The organism is Halomonas sp. PBN3 (assembly GCF_000475415.1).
Lineage (GTDB): Bacteria > Pseudomonadota > Gammaproteobacteria > Pseudomonadales > Halomonadaceae > Halomonas > Halomonas shengliensis.
In genome coordinates this window covers 14,117-30,691 of record NZ_AXCA01000004.1, presented here as the reverse complement: position 1 = coordinate 30,691, position 16,575 = coordinate 14,117, and the positions used below count along the sequence as shown (strand labels likewise).

Here is a 16,575-nt window from a genome sequence, read left to right as displayed (position 1 = left end):
GTAGGTCATCGTCAGGCACTTCTTCAGAAACCCCGGCCACTGGTCGGGGTTTCGTCGTTCTGGGGGTTTCCCCATGGAGAGTCCCGGAGCGCCGGCCCCCGGAGCCCGGCGCGATCATCGTCAGGCACTTCTTCAGAAAAGCCCCGATCATCGTGAGATGGTCGGGGCTTTTTGCGTCTGAGGCCGTCATGCGTCGGTAGCCGGGGGCTGGTAGAATCGTCGCTCGTTTTTCCCACGCGCACGGACCGCCATGCACGCCACCTCTCGCCGCATCGTCACCAACCAGCCGGGGCCCCATCGAGACCTGGCGGCGCGCGTCACGCGGGCGCTCACGCACCCCTGGCGCAAGCCGGTGGCCGCGCATACCCGCGAGGCCTTCGCGCAGGCCGAGGCGTGGCGGGCGACGCGAGCGGCGCTGCCGCTGATCCTGGATGCCGGCTGCGGGGTGGGGCTCTCCACCCGGCGCCTCGCCCAGGCCTTCCCCGACCATGCGGTGCTCGGGGTGGATCGCAGCGAGAGTCGCCTGACCCGGGAGCATGGCCCGTTGCCGGACAACGCCCTGCTGGTACGCGCCGACCTGGTGGACTTCTGGCGGCTCGCCGTAGCAGCAGGCTGGCAGCCGGTTCGCCACTACCTGCTCTACCCCAATCCCTACCCCAAGGCGGCGCACCTCAAGCTGCGCTGGCATGGGCATCCGGTGTTCCCGTACCTGCTCGCCTTGGGGGGGCGGCTGGAGCTACGTTCCAACTGGCGGCTCTACGTGGAGGAGTTCGCCCTGGCGCTGGCCCAGGCCACCGGTGTGGTCGCCGAGGTCGAGGCGCTGGAGCCCGCGGGAGAATACCTGACCCCCTTCGAGCAGAAGTACCACGCCAGCGGCCAGTCGCTGTGGCGGCTGGTGGTGACGCTGCCGCCCAATCCCGGGCTGGTACCGGTCATCGAGCAAGGAGAAGTATGATGGCATTCGTCTATCTCGCCTTGGCCATCGTCGCCGAGGTGGTGGGTACCACCGCCCTCAAAGCGTCGGAGGGCTTCACCCGTCTGGGGCCCAGCGTGACCGTGGTGGTGGGCTACGCCCTGGCCTTCTACCTGCTCGCCCTGGTGCTGCGTACCATCCCCGTGGGGATCGCCTACGCCATCTGGGCCGGGCTCGGCATCGTGCTGGTGACCCTGGCCGGCGTGCTGCTCTACGGCGAGCGGCCGGACCTGCCGGCGGTGCTGGGCATCGCCATGATCATCGGCGGGGTGTCGGTGATCCAGCTCTTCTCGTCCGTCTCGGCCCACTGATCCGTCGCGCCCCGGGAGGGTTTCCATGCGCCATTGCCGTCGCCTGCTGGCCGTCGTCCTGCTGCTGTTTCTCGCGTCGCCGAGCCTGGCCGCGGGTTTCGATGCCATCGCAGCCCTGGTCGACCGGGGCTTCCGGGTAGGCGCCGAGGCCAGGCTGCTGGATGACGGCAGCGTGCTCGGGGCGATCGCCCCGGAGCGGCAGCTCTCGCCCGCCTCGGTGAGCAAGAGCTACCTGGCGGCCGCAGCGCTGGATCGCTTCGGCCCCCAGCATCGCTTCACCACGCGGCTCCTGAGCGAGGCGGCCCCGGACGAAGAGGGCGTGCTGACGGGCGACCTGATCCTCGAGGGCGGCGGCGACCCGGCGCTGACCACCGAGGACCTGTGGCGCCTGGTGCAGCGCCTCCACCAGGCCGGCGTGCGCGAGGTACGCGGCCGGCTGCTGGTGAGCCAGTGGCGCTTCGGGCCGGTGGAGTGCCTCACCACCGACCGCTGCAAGACCCGTGAGCGAGCCACCAATGCCTACAGCGCGCTGCTCTCCTCGGCGGGCGTCAACTACGGCAACTGGTGCGTGACGGTGGCCCCCGCCGAGCGTGCGGGGGAGCCGGCACGCGTCACCGGCTGCGACAGCCAGGCCGCGATCCTGGCGATCGACAACCGGGTGGTGACCCGTCCCGACGACAGCGGTACCCAGCTTTCCGCGGAGCGGATCACCCGCGACGGGCGCGATGTCATGGTGCTCGGTGGCCAGATCTCCACCAACGCCCATCCACGCACCCTCTACCGGGCCAGCTCCGACCCGGCCGACCAGATGGCGCTGACGCTGCTGGCGATGCTCGACCAGGCCGGCATCGCGGTGAGCGGCGGGGCGGAGGCCACCCAGGCCGAGCCGCCGCCGACCGCCCGCACCCTGGCCGCGGTGGATGGCAAGCCGCTGCAGGAGCTGCTGCTGCGGGCCATGCACTACTCCAACAACTACATGGCCGACATGCTGACCCTCAACCTGGTGGAGACGCCGCGTGCCGACCTGCGACTGGGCGGGGCCCGGCTCGAGGCCTTCGTGGCGGGACTCCCGGACCACGGACCGGTGACCCTGCTCAGCGGTAGCGGCCTGACGCCGGAGAACCGCACCTCCGCGCGCGGGGCCAACGCCCTGCTGGAGAGCCTCTACCATCGCCCCTCGCTGTTCCCGAGCTTCGTGGCCACCCTGCAGTCGCCGGACAACGGCGTGATGCGCTTCATCCGCCGTGGCTCGGACACCTTCCAGCGCCATGTCATGCTCAAGACCGGCACGCTCAACCAACCGGTCACGGTGCGCGCGGTGAGCGGCTACTTCCGCACCGCCAGCGGCCGCTGGGGGGTGTTCAGCGTGCTGGTCAACGGCACCGGTGCCACCCCCTACCTGAGCTGGCCCGAGGTGCTCGACCCCCTGGCGGTGGACCTCGAGCGCATGATCGACAACCATTGACCCTCGGCCTGGATCCAAGGATGCCACGATGAAACCCGGACACACCGGCTGGCAGCACCTGGTGCACTCCACTCGCTACTCGCTGAAGGGCTTCCGCGCCGCCTGGCGCCATGAGGCGGCCTTCCGTCAGGAGCTCGGCCTCTGCGTGCTGCTGCTGCCCCTGGCGTGGTGGGTGGGCGACGGCCCGGTAGAGTGGATCCTGCTGATCGGCAGCTGCCTGGTGGTGCTGGCGGTGGAGCTGCTCAACAGCGCCATCGAGAGCGTGGTGGACCGCATCGGCACCGAGCACCACGAGCTCTCCGGGCGCGCCAAGGACCTCGGCTCCGCCGCGGTAATGGTCACCCTGATCCTGGCCGGGCTCACCTGGGGGCTGCTGCTGGGGCAGAAGCTGCTCGCCTGATCCGGCCCCACGGGTGCCCTGGGGCGCCCGCCTTCGCTATGCTGGGAGTATTCGCCAATTCGGATGCGAGACGCCCATGCCCCTGCCCGACGACTTCCTGCCGCTGATCGATATCCCCGAGCCGCTCAAGGGCCCCCTCGGGCATACCCGGCAGCGCCTGGCGGAAGCGCTGTCCCAGGCCGACAACCTGGCCGAGATGAGCGGGCGCGACTCCCCCCAGGAGGACTGGCTCGGCCTCTCCGAGGCGCGTCGCGAGGAGCTGGCCCGGGTGCTGGCGATCTCCGACTTCGTCGCCGAGACCCTGGTGCGCTACCCCGAGTGGCTGCTGCACCTGGATGCCAGCGGCGAGCTTGAGGCCGCCCCCGACGCCGAGACCCTGCGCGCCTGGCTCGACGAGCGCCTGGAGGAGGCCGAGGACGAGGCCGCCATGCAGGCGGCGATCCGCCGCTTCCGGCGTGCGCGCATGGTGGGCATCGTATGGCGCGACCTGTGCCGTCCCGAGGGCACCGACATGTGGGCCACCGCCGCGGCGGTGTCGCGCCTGGCCGAGACCTGCCTGGAGGCGGCGCTGGCCTGGCTGGAGGCCTTCCTCGAGCCGCGCTGGGGGCGTCCCGCGCCACGCCGCGACGGCAGCGAGCAGCGCCTGGTGGTGCTGGGCATGGGCAAGCTGGGGGCGGGAGAGCTCAACCTCTCCTCGGATATCGACCTGATCTTCGCCTTCCCCGAGAAGGGCGAGACCGAGGGCGGGCGCAAGTCGCTGGAGCACCAGGAGTACTTCACCAAGCTCGGCCAGCGCCTGATCGGCGCCCTGGACGCGGTCACCGCCGACGGCTTCGCCTTCCGCGTCGACATGCGTCTGCGCCCCCTGGGCGATGGCGGCCCCCTGGTGGGCAGCTTCAACTCGCTGTGGGCCTACTACCAGGACCAGGGGCGCGAATGGGAGCGCTACGCCATGCTCAAGGCGCGGCCGGTGGCCGGCGACCTCGACGCCGGCGCCGAGCTGCTCGCCGGCCTGCGCCCCTTCGTCTACCGCAAGTACCTCGACTTCGGCGCTATCGAGTCGCTGCGCGAGCTCAAGGCGATGATCAACCGCGAGGTGCGTCGCAAGGGCATGGAGGGCAACATCAAGCTCGGCCCCGGCGGCATCCGCGAGGTGGAGTTCGTGGTCCAGGCCTTCCAGCTGATCCGCGGCGGCCGCGACACCGAGCTGCAGGTCACCTCCCTCCGGCGCGCCCTGGCGCGGCTGCCCGAGCTGGGCCTGCTGCCTGCCGAGGTGGTCGAGGAACTTGAGCCCGACTACGTCCTGCTGCGCGACCTGGAGCATGCCCTGCAGGCGCTGGAGGATCGCCAGACCCAGACCCTGCCGGCCGACGAGCAGGATCGCGAACGCCTCGCCCTGGCGCTGGGCATGGAGGACTGGCCGGCGTTGATGGCCTGCCTGGACGAGGCCCGCGAGCGGGTGCGCCGCCACTTCGACGCCGTGATCGCCGACCCCGAGGAGGAGGTGGACGAGGCCGCCGAAGAGGCCACCGATGGCATCCCTCTGGAGCAGTGGCGCGCGCTGTGGCGCGGCGAGCTGGACGAGGCCGAGGGCACGGCGCTGCTGGAGGAGGCCGGTTTCGCCGACCCCGAGGCGACGCGCCGGCGGCTCGGCTCGCTCTATCACTCCCGCCAGGTGCAGGGCATGCAACGCATCGGCTTCGAGCGCCTCGAGGCGCTGATGCCGCTGCTGCTGGATGCCGTGGCGGGCAGCGAGGCCCCCGACACCGCCCTGGAGCGGGTGCTGCCGCTGGTCGAGGCGGTGCTGCGACGCACCGCCTACCTGGCGCTGCTGCGCGAGAACCCCGACGCCCTGGGCCACCTGATGACGCTGTGCGCGGCGAGCCCCTGGATCGCCGAGCAGATCGCCCGCTACCCGATCCTGCTCGACGAGCTGCTTACCCCCGAGACCCTCTACACCCCGGCCGACAAGGCGCGCCTCGCCGACGAGCTGCGCCAGGCCCTGGCGCGGCTGCCCGAGGAGGACGAGGAGGCCCAGCTCGAGGCGCTGCGGGTGTTCAAGCACGCCCAGACCCTCCACGTGGCCGCCTCGGACATCGCCGGCACCCGCCACCTGATGAAGGTCAGCGACTACCTCACCTATATCGCCGAGGTGATCCTCGAGGCGGTGCTGGCCATGGCCTGGCGCCACCTCACCCGCAAGCACGGGTTCCCGGCGCTGGCCGACGGCGGCCGGGCCGACGCCGAGCCGGCCTTCCTGATCGTCGGCTACGGCAAGCTGGGCGGCATCGAGCTCGGCTATGGCTCCGACCTCGACCTGGTGTTCATCCACGACGGCGCCCCCCAGGGCAGCACCGACGGCAAGCGCCCCCTGGACAACGCCGTCTTCTACACCCGGCTGGGGCAGCGCATCATCCACCTGCTCACCGCCGTGACCCCCGCCGGCACCCTCTACGAGGTGGACATGCGGCTGCGCCCCTCCGGCAACGCCGGGCTGCTGGTCACCTCACTTTCCGCCTTCGCCGAGTACCAACGCCGCGAGGCCTGGACCTGGGAGCACCAGGCGCTGGTGCGCGCCCGGGTGGTCGCCGGCCACCCGCGCCTGGCCGAGGGCTTCGCCGCCGTGCGCCGCGAGATCCTCGGCCGCGAGCGCGATGTCGAGGCGCTGCGCAAGGAGGTGGTGAAGATGCGCCACAAGATGCGCGACCACCTCGGCGGCAAGAGCGGGGAGGGGGAGTTTGACCTCAAGCACGACCCCGGCGGCATGGTCGACCTCGAGTTCCTCTGCCAGTTCGCCGTGCTCTCCATGGGCCACGACACCCCGGCGCTGCTGGAGTGGAGCGACAACATGCGCCTCCTCGAGACCCTGGAGGCCACCGGGCGGCTGCCGGCCCGGGAGTGCCAGCGCCTGCGCGACGCCTACCTGGCGCTGCGCAGCGCCGCCCACCGCGCCTCGCTGACCCGCGAGCCCGCCCGCGGCCGGGACGTGGCCTTCCAGGACCACCGCCGGGTGGTGATCGAGGCGTGGCAGCGGCTGCTGGAACCCGACCACAAGGAGTGAAGACACCCATGAACAAGGTACTGGTACTGCACGGCCCCAACCTCAACCTGCTGGGCACCCGGCAGCCGGAGATCTACGGCCACGAGACCCTGGAGGACATCAACAACGCGCTTTACGAGCAGGCAGCGCTGGGGGGCTGGGAGATCACCTGTCGGCAGAGCAACCACGAAGGGCAACTGATCGACTGGATCCAGGCGGCGCGCCTGGATGGCACCGCGGCGATCATCATCAACCCGGCGGCCTATACCCATACCTCGGTGGCGATCCTCGATGCCCTGAACGCCTTCGAGGGGCGGGTCATCGAGGTGCACCTCTCCAACGTGCACAGGCGCGAGAGCTTCCGCCACCACTCCTATGTTTCGCTGCGTGCCGACGGGGTGATCGCCGGGCTCGGCAGCCAGGGCTATCGCGCCGCCCTGGAGGCGGTGATGGCGGGCGGGTCCTGAACGTCGCTACGCCGGCAGCAGCCCGAAGCGGCTCAGCCCCCAGAGTACCAGGCTGATGGTGAGGAAGGAGGCCAGGGTGCCGACCATCAGTGCCGCGGCGCTGGTCTCGCCCTGGCCATACTGGCGGCCGAACAGCGGATAGACGCTGATCATGGGGGCGCAGGCGAACAGCAGGCCGGCGGCGATCATCAGCGGGTCCGGGTCCGGCAGCAGCAGGAAGCACGCCAGCACCGCCAGGGGGTGGAGCAGCAGCTTGCCCACCACCACCTGGCCCATGTCCGCCGCCATGCCGCGCACCTTGAGCCCGTGCAGCATGCCGCCGATGGTGAACAGCGCCGCCGGGCCAGCGGCATCGGCCAGCATCTCGATCACCTGTTGCAGCGGCCCTGGCAGGCGCAGCCCGCTGAGCGCCAGCGTCAGGCCGACCAGCAGCCCCAGCAGCACCGGGTTGCGGGCCAGCCGGGCGGCGGTATGGCGTAGCACCTGGCCGAGGCCGCCTTGCTGGCGGCTGGCCTCGGCCAGGATCAGGGCGCTGGGGATGATGAACAGCGTCTCCACCACCATGTTGAGCGCCATGAAGATCGCCGCTGGTGGCCCGATCGCCATCAGCGCCACCGGGTAGCCGATGAAGCCGCTGTTGGCCGCCGACATGCCCAGGGCATGCAGGGCGCCGGCCTCTAGGCGATGGCCCCGGGCCCGTGACAGCGCCAGGCCGAGCAGGAAGACCAGCGCCGAGCCCAGGCCGTAGGCCAGCAGGTAGCCCACGTTCAGGGCCTCGGCCAGGGGGTAGTCGGTGAGGGCGCGGATGATCAGCGAGGGCAGCGCGAACATCATCACGAAGGTGGCGATGCCCTGGAGGTTGTCGCGGCCGATCAGCCCGCTGCGGGTGGCCGTATAGCCGGCCCCGATCAGCAGGAAGATCGGCAGCGTGATGGCGAGGATCTCCAGCACGGTAGGGCCTTCCTTGGTAAGTCAGTGGAGAGGGAGAGAGCGGCGCTCAGCTCACGGTGGCGCGGATCTCGCGGGCCTTCTCCTGCAGCAGCGGCAGGTAGTCGCGCATCAGGGTGTCGTGGTCGACCCGGGCGGCGTTGGTGCTGATGTTGATGGCGCCCAGCAGCCTGCCGTTGGCATCGAAGGCGGGCACGGCGATGGAGCGCAACCCCGAGTCGAGCTCCTGGTCGGCGATGGCGTAGCCCTGGCGGCGTACCTCGAGGATCAGGCGCCGGAGTTCGGCCTTGTCGGTCACCGTCTTGTCGGTATGGCGTACCAGGTTGACCCGCTCGAGCCAGGCCTCGAGCTCATCGTCCGGCAGCTGGGCCAGCAGCACCCGGCCCATGGAGGTGTAGGCGGCGGGCAGGCGGGTGCCCACCGAGAGGGTGATCGCCATCAGCCGGTGGCGCGAGGAGGAGCGCGCCACGTAGGTGACCTCCTCGCCATCCAGCACCCCCAGCGAGGAGGACTCGCCGCACGCCGAGGTGATCGCCTCTAGCACCTGCTGGATCACGCTGCGGTAGTCGTTGGCGGAGAGGAACGCATAGCCCAGCTGCAGTACCTTGGGGGCCAGCTCGAAGTTGCGCCCCTGCTTGCGCACATAGCCCAGGGCGTGCAGGGTCAGCAGGAAGCGACGGGCGCGGGCGCGGTTCATGCCGGTGCGCGCGGCGACCTCGCTGAGCGTCATGCGCGGGTGCGCCTCGTCGAAGGCCAGGATCACCTCCAGGCCGCTCGCCAGGGCGGTGACGAAATCGCGATCGTCGGGGGTCAGGACCTCATCCTGTGCTGGGGTTGCCATCCTTCGTGTCCTTGGTCGTGTTGCTCGAATCCACGCTCCAATCTAGCATAGTGTTCGAATTGCGAACACTTGTACGACTTTTTGCCTAACCCCCGCTGGCCCCTGCCACTGCCACTGCCGGAGATCACCGATGCCCGCCGCCCTGATCCAGCACCCCTTCATGAGCCAGTCGGCCCTGGTCGACTGCAACGCCGAGGCCATGGTCCAGGCCATGCTGGCCTTCGAGCTGGCCCTGGCCGAAGTCCAGGAGGTTCGCGGGATCGTGCCGGCAGGCGCCTGCGGCCAGATGCGTCGACTCCTCGAGGGGCACCGCTTCGATATCGATGCCGTCGCCGCCGGCATCGCCAGCGGCGGCAACGCGGCGATTCCCTTCGTCAAGCAGGGCAGGGCGGTCCTGCCCGCCGAGCTCAAGCGCTACTTCCACCTGGGGGCCACCAGCCAGGACGTGGTCGACTCCGCCCTGATGCTGCTGTTGAAGCCGCGCCTGGCGGCGCTCGATGCCCTGCTGCGGCGCTGCCGTGCCGCCGCCCTGGCGCTGATGCGGGAACATGAGCAGACCGTGATGGTGGGGCGCACCCTGATGCAGCAGGCGCTGCCGATCACCTTCGGGGTCAAGGTGGCCCACTGGGCCATCGGCCTGGAGCAGGTGCGCCGCCGCCTGGCCGGCTGCGAGCTGCCGGTGCAGTTCGGTGGCGCGGTGGGCGTGCATTCGGGCTGGAACGATCAGGGGCTCGATTTCATGGATGCCCTCGCCGAGCGCCTCGGGCTCGCCGCGCCGGTGCTGCCCTGGCACACCGATCGCCAGCCGATCCACGCCCTGGGCACCGCCCTGGATGCCGCCGCGGGTGCCGCCGAGAAGCTGGCCCTGGACGTCGCCCTGCTGACCCAGACCGAGGTGGGGGAGGTGGCCGAGCCCACGGCCCCCGGCATGGGCGAGTCCTCCTCCATGCCCCACAAGCGCAACCCGGTACGCTGCGCGCTGATTCGCGGCGCCGCGCGCCAGGTACACGGCCATGCCACGGTGCTGCTCAACGCCGCCGCCCAGCCCTTGGAGCGGGGCCTGGGCGAGTGGCATGCCGAGTGGGCTCCGCTGCTCGATAGTGCCCTGCTGCTGGAGGGGGCCCTGGAGCAGGCCGCGGTGCTGCTCGAGGGGCTGGAAGTGCATCCCGAGACGATGCGCCGCAACCTGGCCGCCACCGGCGGCGGCATCATGGCCGAGCCGGTGGCCCGGCGGTTGGCCCCGCTACTGGGCCAGGAGGCCGCCAAGCGCGTCAGCGCCGAGGCCGCCGAGACGGCGCGTCGGCAGGGCATCGCCTACGCCGCGGCCCTGGAGGCCCATCCCGAGGTGCAGGGCAGGCTTACGGCCGAGACCCTGGCGGAGGTCACGGCACCGTCATTATACATTGGTAGTAGCCGTGCCCAGGTGCGGCGCGCCATCGCCTGGCTGGAAGGCGAGTAGTCGACTGAAAGTTTGATGTTTACCCAGTGGGATCGCGAGGGGAGGCCGGGCCTCCCCTTTTTCGTGGGCGCACGGCCGGCGTTTGACGGCCGGCCGCGACGGGAGTAATTTGTTCGCATCACAAAACAAAGTTCGCCATTCGAACTTTCATGAGAGCAACCGCCAGCAGGAGGTCCCATGGCCGAGTTCCTGAGCCTGCATGACGCGGTGGCGCGCTACGTCGAGGACGGCGCCACCGTGGCCATGGAGGGCTTTACCCACCTGATCCCCTTCGCCGCAGGGCACGAGGTGATCCGTCAGAAGAAGCGCGACCTCACCCTGATCCGCATGACCCCCGACCTGATCTATGACCAGCTGATCGGTGCGGGCTGCGCGAAGAAGGTGATCTTCTCCTGGGGCGGCAACCCCGGCGTGGGCTCCCTGCACCGCCTGCGCGATGCGGTGGAGAAGGGCTGGCCCCACAAGGTCGAGATCCTCGAACACAGCCACGCCGCCATGGCCTGCGCCTTCGAGGCCGGCGCGGCGGGGCTGCCGCTGGCGGTGCTGCGCGGCTATGTGGGCAGCGAGCTGCCCAGCGTCAACGACCAGATCAAGTTCATCGAGTGCCCCTTCACCGGCGAGCGCCTGGCGGCGGTACCCGCGGTGCGCCCGGACGTCTCCATCGTTCACGCCCAGAAGGCCGATCGCGCCGGCAACGTGCTGGTGGAAGGCATCGTCGGCGTGCAGAAGGAAGCGGTGCTGGCGGCCAGCAAGAGCATCGTCACCGTCGAGGAGATCGTCGACGACCTGCGCAGCGAACCGGGCTACCACCCCAACGCCTGCATCATCCCGGGCTGGGCCATCGACGCCGTCGCCGTGGCCGAGAAGGGCTCGCTGCCCTCCTATGCCCACGGCTACTACCCGCGCAACAACGCCTTCTACAAGGAGTGGGACGCCATCGCCCGGGATCGCGACACCTTCACGGCCTGGATCGAAGAGAACGTGATGAACGCAGGGGGGAACGCCTGATGAGCCTCGACTATACCTCCGCCGAGATGATGACGGTCACCGCGGCCCGCGCCCTCGAGAACGGCACCACCTGCTTCGTGGGCATCGGCCTGCCCAGCGAGGCGGCCAACCTGGCGCGCCTGACCCACGCCCCCGACGTGGTGCTGATCTATGAATCCGGCACCCTGCAGACCAAGCCGGACGTGCTGCCGCTCTCCATCGGTGACGGTGAGCTGGCCGAGACGGCGCTGACCACCGTGGCGGTGCCGGAGATGTTCCGCTACTGGCTGCAGGGCGGCAAGATCGACGTGGGCTTCCTGGGTACCGCCCAGATCGACCGCTACTGCAACCTCAACACCACCCTGATCGGCGACTACCGTGAACCCAAGGTGCGCCTGCCGGGCGGCGGCGGGGCGCCGGAAATCGCCACGAATGCCGGCGAGGTCTTCATCACCCTGAAGCACTCCAAGCGCGCCTTCGTCGACAAGGTCGACTTCGTCACCACCCTGGGCTTCGGCCGCGACGGCAAGGGGCGCGACGGCGTGCCCAACATCGGCAAGGGGCCGACCCGGGTGATCACCGACCTGTGCGTGATGAAGCCGGACCCCGAGACCAGGGAGCTCGTGGTGGTGTCGCTGCATCCGGGTGTTACCGCCGAGCAGGTCCAGGAGGCCACCGGCTGGGAGATCCGCTTCGCCGACCGGCTCGAGAGCACCCCGGAGCCCTCGGCCCGTGAGCTCGAGATCCTGCGCGAGCTGAAGGCTCGTACCGAACGCGCCCACTCGGGTCAGTAAGCCGAACAGGAGATCACCATGACCGACGTATTCCTCTGCCATCCGCGGCGCAGTGCCGTGGGCCGCTTCGGCGGCACGCTTTCCAGCGTGCGCCCCGACGACCTCGCCGCCAGCATCTTCAAGGCGGTGCTGGCCGAGGCGCCGGGGCTCGACCCGGCGGCCATCGACGATGTCTTCATGGGCTGCGCCAACCAGGCCGGCGAGGACAACCGCAGCGTGGCGCGTATGTCGCTGCTGCTGGCGGGCCTGCCGGTATCCATCCCCGGCACCACCCTGAACCGCCTGTGCGGCTCCGGCATGGACGCGGTGGGCACCGCCTTCCGCGCCATCAAGGCCGGCGAGATGGACCTGGCGCTGACCGGCGGCGTGGAGTCGATGTCCCGCGCCCCCTACGTGATGGGCAAGGCCGACGGCGCCTTCTCCCGCGGCCAGCAGATCGAGGACACCACCATCGGTTGGCGTTTCATCAACCCCAAGATGAAGCAGGCCTACGGCGTCGACTCGATGCCGGAGACCGCCGAGAACGTCGCCGAGCAGTTCAAGATCTCCCGTGAGGACCAGGACGCTTTCGCCCTGCGCTCCCAGCAGAAGGCCGCCGCCGCACAAAAAGCCGGCCGCTTCGCGCTGGAGATCACCGCCATCGAGATTCCGCGCCGCAAGCAGGAACCGCTGCGCTTCGACCAGGACGAGCACCTGCGCGCGACCACACTCGAGAAGCTCGCTGCCCTGCCCACCCCCTTCCGTGAGGGCGGCAGCGTCACCGCCGGCAACGCCTCGGGCGTCAATGACGGCGCCGCCGCCATGCTGGTGGCAAGCACCGCGGCGGTGGAGCAGCATGGCCTGACGCCCATGGCGAGGATCCTCGGCATGGCCACCGCCGGGGTCGAGCCGCGCATCATGGGCATCGGCCCGGTGCCCGCGGTGCAGAAGCTGCTCGCGCGCACCGGGGTGTCGTTGGACGAGATCGACGTGATCGAGCTCAACGAGGCCTTCGCCGCCCAGGCGCTGGCCTGCCTGCGCGAGCTGGGGGTTGCCGACGACGACCCGCGGGTCAACCCCAACGGCGGCGCCATCGCGCTGGGCCATCCGCTGGGCATGTCCGGCGCCCGCCTGCTGCTGACCGCGGCCCACGAGCTGCAGAAGAGCGGCAAGCGCTACGCCCTGTGCACCATGTGCGTGGGCGTGGGACAGGGCATTGCTACGCTGATCGAGCGGGTATAACAGGAGACTTCCCATGGCATTTCTTACTATCGACGGACGCAGCATCGCCTATCGCCTGCTCGGCAGCGAGGCCAACCCCCTGGTGGTGCTGGCGCACCCCCTGGGGATGAGCCAGGCGGTATGGGACGACGTCCTGCCGATGCTGCTGCCGCGCTACCGGGTGCTGACCTGGGACCTGCCCGGCCACGGCGCCAGCCAGGCCTGGGGCGAGCGCCCGATCACCCCGGCCGACCTGGCCGCGGAGGCCCTGGCCCTGGCCGATCTCGCCGGTGCCGAGCGCTTCCACTTCGCCGGCACCTCCATCGGTGGGGTGGTGGGCCAGCAGCTGATCAGCGAGCACGCCGAGCGCCTGCTCTCCGCCACCCTGACCAACACCGGGGCGGTGATCGGCAATGCCGAGCTGTGGAACACCCGCGCCGGCCGCATCCGCGTGGAGGGCCTGGCGGCGATGTCCGAAGAGATCGTGCCGCGCTGGTTCGCCCCGGCCTGCTTCGAGGCGGAGCCGGCCCTCAAGGCGGGCTGGTGCACTCAGATGGGCCGCGGCGACGATGACTCCTATGCCAAGCTCTGCGAGATGCTGGGCAGCCACGCCTTTACCGGCAAGCTCAGCGGCAAGCCGGTGAAGGTACAGCTGCTGGGCGGCAGCGAGGACCTGGCTACCCCACCTTCGACCCTCGAGGCCCTGGCCGCGGAGCTCGACGGCGCGCCCCTCGAGATCCTCGAGGGCGTGGGCCACGTGCCCTCCGTGGAGGTGCCCGGCCTCTTCGCCGAGAAGCTGCTGGCGGTGATGGCGGTGGAGCTGGGTGATGTGGGTGCCAACGGCGTGGATTACGCTACGGGCCTTGAGACCCGCAAGCAGGTGCTGGGCGAGGCCCACGTGGCGCGCTCTACCGAGAACGCCACTAGTCTGGACGCCCCCTTCCAGCAGATGATCACCCGTCTGGCCTGGGGCGAGCTGTGGAGCAATGACGACCTGACCCGTCGCGAGCGCAGCATGATCACCACCGGCATCCTGGCCGCGCTGGGCCGCGAGGAGCTGACGCTGCACCTCAAGACGGCGAAGCGTATCGGCCTGACCGAGGCGGAGCTGCGCCAGGTGCTGATGCACGTGGCCATCTACGGCGGCGTGCCGGCGGCCAACCACGCCTTCGCCCTGGCCAAGGAGCTGGGCTGGGGCCAGGCCGAGGCATGACACGCGGCCAGGCCTGACGGCCGGGGGAGGGGCGAATGCTCAACGCCAGGATCAAGCTGCGCCATCTCCAGGCCTTCCTGGAGGTCGCTCGCCAGCGCAGCTTCGGCCGGGCCGCGGAGAGGCTGGCGATCACCCAGCCGGGGATCTCCAAGACTATCCGTGAGCTGGAGGAGGCGCTGGACGCCAGCCTTTTCGAGCGCACCCCCAAGGGGGTGGCGCTAACCCAGGCCGGCCTCACCCTGCTGCGCCATGCCGGGCCGGCAATCCGCGCCCTGGAGGAGGGCATCGGCGCTATCGGCGAGGCCCGTGACGGCGTGCGTCGGCTGCGGGTGGGGGCGCTTTCCACCGTGGAGAGCCGCCTGCTCCCCGAAGCACTGCGGCACTGGCATGCACAGGAGGCGGAGCATGCCGACGTCGGCGTGAACGTGGTGACCGGCCCTAGCGCCTTCCTGCTCTCGCGGCTGCGCCGCGGGGAGCTGGACCTGGTGGTGGGGCGCATGATCGAGGCGCGCGAGATCCAGGACCTGGCCTTCGAGCATCTCTATTACGAGCGGCTGCTGCTGATGGTGCGCGCCGGGCACCCCCTGGCCGGCGTGAGCCCGCTGTCGGCCGACGCGCTGGGCGCCTACCCCTGGGTGCTGCCGCCGCCCCAGACGACCCTGCGTCAGCAGGTGGACAGCTTCTGCGTGCGCCACTCCCTGGTCCTGCCGGCGCGACGCCTGGAGACGCTGTCGCTGCCGCTGAGTCGCGGCTACACCCTGGGCAGTGATGCGATCTGGGTGGCACCCGAGGAGGCCGTGGGCGAGAGCGTGGCGGCGGGAGAGCTCTACGAGCTGGCCCTACCGCTGGAGCAGCAGGGCGGCTCGGTGGGGCTCTGCCTCAATGCCACCCTGCGCCCTTCGCTGGCGCTGGAGGCCTTCTGCGAGCGCCTCCGGCAGGTGGCCGCGAGCCTGAAGTGAGGGCGGGGTCTGCCCATAACCTGGGGGTTATGTTGGGTGGCCGAGACGTCAATGGTCAGCCGGTGTCAATGCCGCGACACTGACCCAGGTCAATCATCTACCCCCGGAGACGATCGTCATGCAGGAAGAGAACAAGCGCTTCGTCGAGCGCGACCGCAACTGGCATCCGCCGGCCTATGCCCCCGGCTACAAGACCTCCGTGGCCCGCTCCCCGCGGCAGGCCCTGGTCAGCATGCAGAAGCCCACCGTGTCGGAGCTCTCCGGTCCCGACTTCCGGCATCTGCGCATGGGCCCCCATGACAACGACCTGCTGCTGAACTTCCGTGACAGCGGGGCTCCCGGGCTGCCGGTGGGCGAGCGCATCATCATGTTCGGCCGCGTGGTCGACCAGTTCGGCAAGCCGGTCCCCCACACTCTGGTGGAGATGTGGCAGGCCAACGCCGGTGGCCGCTATCGCCACAAGAACGACCGCTACCTGGCGCCGCTGGACCCCAACTTCGGTGGCGTGGGTCGCTGCCTCACCGACGAGCAGGGCTGGTACCGCTTCCGCACCATCAAGCCGGGCCCCTATCCCTGGCCCAATGATCCCAACAGCTGGCGCCCCTCCCACATCCACGTCTCGGTGATGGGGCCGTCGATCTCCACACGCCTGATCACCCAGATGTACTTCGAGGGCGACCCGCTGATCCCGCTCTGTCCCATCGTCAACACCATCAAGGATGCCGACGCCGTCGAGACCATGATCGGTCGCCTGGACATGGCCCGCAGCACTCCCATGGACTGCCTGGCCTATCGCTTCGACCTGGTGGTACGCGGCGAACTGCAGACCTTTTTTGAAAACCAGTGATCGGTTCGAGAACCAGTGACAGGGGCAACGAGATGAACCAGCCGAATTCCCGACCCACCAGCGAACTGATGCTTCGCGAGACCGCTTCCCAGACCGCCGGGCCCTACGTGCATATCGGCCTGGCGCTGGCCGCCGCCGGTAACCCGACCCGCGACGAGGAGATCTGGAACGAGATGGCCCGTGACGGGGCCGAGGGCGAGCGGATCGAGGTGGTCGGTACCGTGATCGACGGCAACGGCGACCTGGTGCGCGACGCCTTCATTGAGGCCTGGCAGGCCGATGCCAAGGGCGAGTACCGGCGCGAGTTCGACCTGAAAAAGCCGTTCAACAGCTTCGGTCGCACCGCCACCACCTTCGACCACGGCAGCGAATGGTCGCTCAAGACCATCAAGCCGGGCCCGGTCGCCCACGCCAGCGGCCAGCCCCAGGCGCCGCACATCAACCTGGCGATCTTCGCCCGCGGCATCAATATTCACCTGCAGACCCGCCTCTACTTCGAGGACGAGGCCGAGGCCAACGCCGCCTGCCCGGTGCTGACCCGCATCGAGTCGCCGGCGCGTCGCCAGACCCTGATCGCCCGGCGCGAGGAGGTTGACGGCAAGGTGCGCTACCGCCTCGACATTCGCCTGCAGGGCGAGGGAGAGACCGTCTTCTTCGACTTCTGACGAGGC

The 16,575-nt window shown here is 70.0% G+C and carries 16 protein-coding genes; 14 read left to right on the top strand and 2 right to left on the bottom strand.

The genetic code is table 11. From position 1 onward, the window contains the following. The first annotated feature begins 250 nt into the window (after window positions 1-250). From trmB to aroQ, 6 genes are all read left to right on the top strand, one after another. Window positions 251-955 (top strand): tRNA (guanine(46)-N(7))-methyltransferase TrmB, encoded by a 705-nt coding sequence (trmB, locus tag Q673_RS20160; protein ID WP_023004425.1) that lies wholly within the window; start codon window positions 251-253, stop codon window positions 953-955. Then, entirely contained in the window at window positions 952-1,284 is a 333-nt protein-coding gene (locus tag Q673_RS20155; RefSeq protein WP_176760307.1) for an SMR family transporter, read from the top strand. The genes trmB and Q673_RS20155 overlap by 4 nt, the downstream gene beginning before the upstream one ends. A gap of 25 nt (window positions 1,285-1,309) precedes the next feature. Beyond that, complete coding sequence (dacB, locus tag Q673_RS20150) at window positions 1,310-2,749, top strand: D-alanyl-D-alanine carboxypeptidase/D-alanyl-D-alanine endopeptidase (RefSeq protein ID WP_023004423.1); 1,440 nt, start codon at window positions 1,310-1,312, stop codon at window positions 2,747-2,749. Between the two features lie 28 nt (window positions 2,750-2,777). Further along, entirely contained in the window at window positions 2,778-3,149 is a 372-nt protein-coding gene (locus Q673_RS20145) for a diacylglycerol kinase (RefSeq protein WP_023004422.1), read from the top strand. A gap of 76 nt (window positions 3,150-3,225) precedes the next feature. Further along, on the top strand, window positions 3,226-6,210 hold the full coding sequence (glnE, locus tag Q673_RS20140; protein WP_023004421.1) for a bifunctional [glutamate--ammonia ligase]-adenylyl-L-tyrosine phosphorylase/[glutamate--ammonia-ligase] adenylyltransferase: 2,985 nt from the start codon (window positions 3,226-3,228) through the stop codon (window positions 6,208-6,210). 8 nt (window positions 6,211-6,218) lie between these two features. Beyond that, the gene (aroQ, locus tag Q673_RS20135; RefSeq protein WP_023004420.1) at window positions 6,219-6,656 is read left to right on the top strand and encodes a type II 3-dehydroquinate dehydratase; all 438 of its coding nucleotides are present in this window, start codon (window positions 6,219-6,221) and stop codon (window positions 6,654-6,656) included. A 6-nt stretch (window positions 6,657-6,662) separates the two neighbouring features. On the opposite strand, the gene Q673_RS20130 is transcribed toward aroQ, so the two are convergent. After that, window positions 6,663-7,607 (bottom strand): AEC family transporter, encoded by a 945-nt coding sequence (locus tag Q673_RS20130; protein WP_023004419.1) that lies wholly within the window; start codon window positions 7,605-7,607, stop codon window positions 6,663-6,665. Window positions 7,608-7,653: 46 nt separating this feature from the next. Continuing rightward, window positions 7,654-8,445 (bottom strand): IclR family transcriptional regulator domain-containing protein, encoded by a 792-nt coding sequence (locus Q673_RS20125; protein WP_023004418.1) that lies wholly within the window; start codon window positions 8,443-8,445, stop codon window positions 7,654-7,656. Window positions 8,446-8,575: 130 nt separating this feature from the next. Here Q673_RS20125 and Q673_RS20120 point away from each other — a divergent pair, with 130 nt between their 5' ends. The 8 genes from Q673_RS20120 (at window position 8,576) to pcaG (ending at window position 16,569) form a co-directional block, all read left to right on the top strand. Then, window positions 8,576-9,904, top strand: a complete 1,329-nt coding sequence (locus tag Q673_RS20120) for a class-II fumarase/aspartase family protein (RefSeq protein ID WP_023004417.1) — start codon at window positions 8,576-8,578, stop codon at window positions 9,902-9,904. Window positions 9,905-10,081: 177 nt separating this feature from the next. Then, window positions 10,082-10,912: a CoA transferase subunit A gene (locus tag Q673_RS20115; protein WP_023004416.1), complete on the top strand. Its 831-nt coding sequence runs from the start codon at window positions 10,082-10,084 to the stop codon at window positions 10,910-10,912. Then, the gene (locus Q673_RS20110; protein WP_023004415.1) at window positions 10,912-11,685 is read left to right on the top strand and encodes a CoA-transferase subunit beta; all 774 of its coding nucleotides are present in this window, start codon (window positions 10,912-10,914) and stop codon (window positions 11,683-11,685) included. Before Q673_RS20115 ends, Q673_RS20110 begins: the two co-directional genes overlap by 1 nt. 18 nt (window positions 11,686-11,703) lie before the next feature. Further along, window positions 11,704-12,906 (top strand): 3-oxoadipyl-CoA thiolase, encoded by a 1,203-nt coding sequence (pcaF, locus tag Q673_RS20105; RefSeq protein ID WP_023004414.1) that lies wholly within the window; start codon window positions 11,704-11,706, stop codon window positions 12,904-12,906. 13 nt (window positions 12,907-12,919) lie between these two features. Further along, a complete protein-coding gene (locus Q673_RS20100; RefSeq protein WP_023004413.1) occupies window positions 12,920-14,098 on the top strand; it encodes an alpha/beta fold hydrolase in 1,179 nt (392 codons plus the stop codon). 35 nt (window positions 14,099-14,133) lie between these two features. Next, entirely contained in the window at window positions 14,134-15,057 is a 924-nt protein-coding gene (gene pcaQ / locus Q673_RS20095) for a pca operon transcription factor PcaQ (protein ID WP_023004412.1), read from the top strand. A 118-nt stretch (window positions 15,058-15,175) separates the two neighbouring features. Then, window positions 15,176-15,904, top strand: coding sequence for a protocatechuate 3,4-dioxygenase subunit beta (pcaH, locus tag Q673_RS20090; protein ID WP_023004411.1), 729 nt, complete (start codon window positions 15,176-15,178; stop codon window positions 15,902-15,904). A 32-nt stretch (window positions 15,905-15,936) separates the two neighbouring features. Then, window positions 15,937-16,569 carry a protocatechuate 3,4-dioxygenase subunit alpha gene (gene pcaG / locus Q673_RS20085; RefSeq protein ID WP_023004410.1) on the top strand — a complete coding sequence of 211 codons (633 nt, stop codon included), beginning with the start codon at window positions 15,937-15,939 and terminating at the stop codon, window positions 16,567-16,569. Window positions 16,570-16,575: the final 6 nt, after the last annotated feature.

What these genes read in the sequence shown, in the direction of transcription:
- Q673_RS20125 (WP_023004418.1), bottom strand. Translation starts at nt 8,445, where the DNA reads ATGGCAACCCCAGCACAGGATGAGGTCCTGACCCCCGACGATCGCGAT.
- pcaQ (WP_023004412.1), top strand. Translation starts at nt 14,134, where the DNA reads ATGCTCAACGCCAGGATCAAGCTGCGCCATCTCCAGGCCTTCCTGGAG.
- Q673_RS20100 (WP_023004413.1), top strand. Translation starts at nt 12,920, where the DNA reads ATGGCATTTCTTACTATCGACGGACGCAGCATCGCCTATCGCCTGCTC.
- dacB (WP_023004423.1), top strand. Translation starts at nt 1,310, where the DNA reads ATGCGCCATTGCCGTCGCCTGCTGGCCGTCGTCCTGCTGCTGTTTCTC.
- glnE (WP_023004421.1), top strand. Translation starts at nt 3,226, where the DNA reads ATGCCCCTGCCCGACGACTTCCTGCCGCTGATCGATATCCCCGAGCCG.
- pcaG (WP_023004410.1), top strand. Translation starts at nt 15,937, where the DNA reads ATGAACCAGCCGAATTCCCGACCCACCAGCGAACTGATGCTTCGCGAG.
- Q673_RS20115 (WP_023004416.1), top strand. Translation starts at nt 10,082, where the DNA reads ATGGCCGAGTTCCTGAGCCTGCATGACGCGGTGGCGCGCTACGTCGAG.
- Q673_RS20110 (WP_023004415.1), top strand. Translation starts at nt 10,912, where the DNA reads ATGAGCCTCGACTATACCTCCGCCGAGATGATGACGGTCACCGCGGCC.
- Q673_RS20145 (WP_023004422.1), top strand. Translation starts at nt 2,778, where the DNA reads ATGAAACCCGGACACACCGGCTGGCAGCACCTGGTGCACTCCACTCGC.
- Q673_RS20120 (WP_023004417.1), top strand. Translation starts at nt 8,576, where the DNA reads ATGCCCGCCGCCCTGATCCAGCACCCCTTCATGAGCCAGTCGGCCCTG.
- pcaF (WP_023004414.1), top strand. Translation starts at nt 11,704, where the DNA reads ATGACCGACGTATTCCTCTGCCATCCGCGGCGCAGTGCCGTGGGCCGC.
- pcaH (WP_023004411.1), top strand. Translation starts at nt 15,176, where the DNA reads ATGCAGGAAGAGAACAAGCGCTTCGTCGAGCGCGACCGCAACTGGCAT.
- Q673_RS20155 (WP_176760307.1), top strand. Translation starts at nt 952, where the DNA reads ATGATGGCATTCGTCTATCTCGCCTTGGCCATCGTCGCCGAGGTGGTG.
- aroQ (WP_023004420.1), top strand. Translation starts at nt 6,219, where the DNA reads ATGAACAAGGTACTGGTACTGCACGGCCCCAACCTCAACCTGCTGGGC.
- trmB (WP_023004425.1), top strand. Translation starts at nt 251, where the DNA reads ATGCACGCCACCTCTCGCCGCATCGTCACCAACCAGCCGGGGCCCCAT.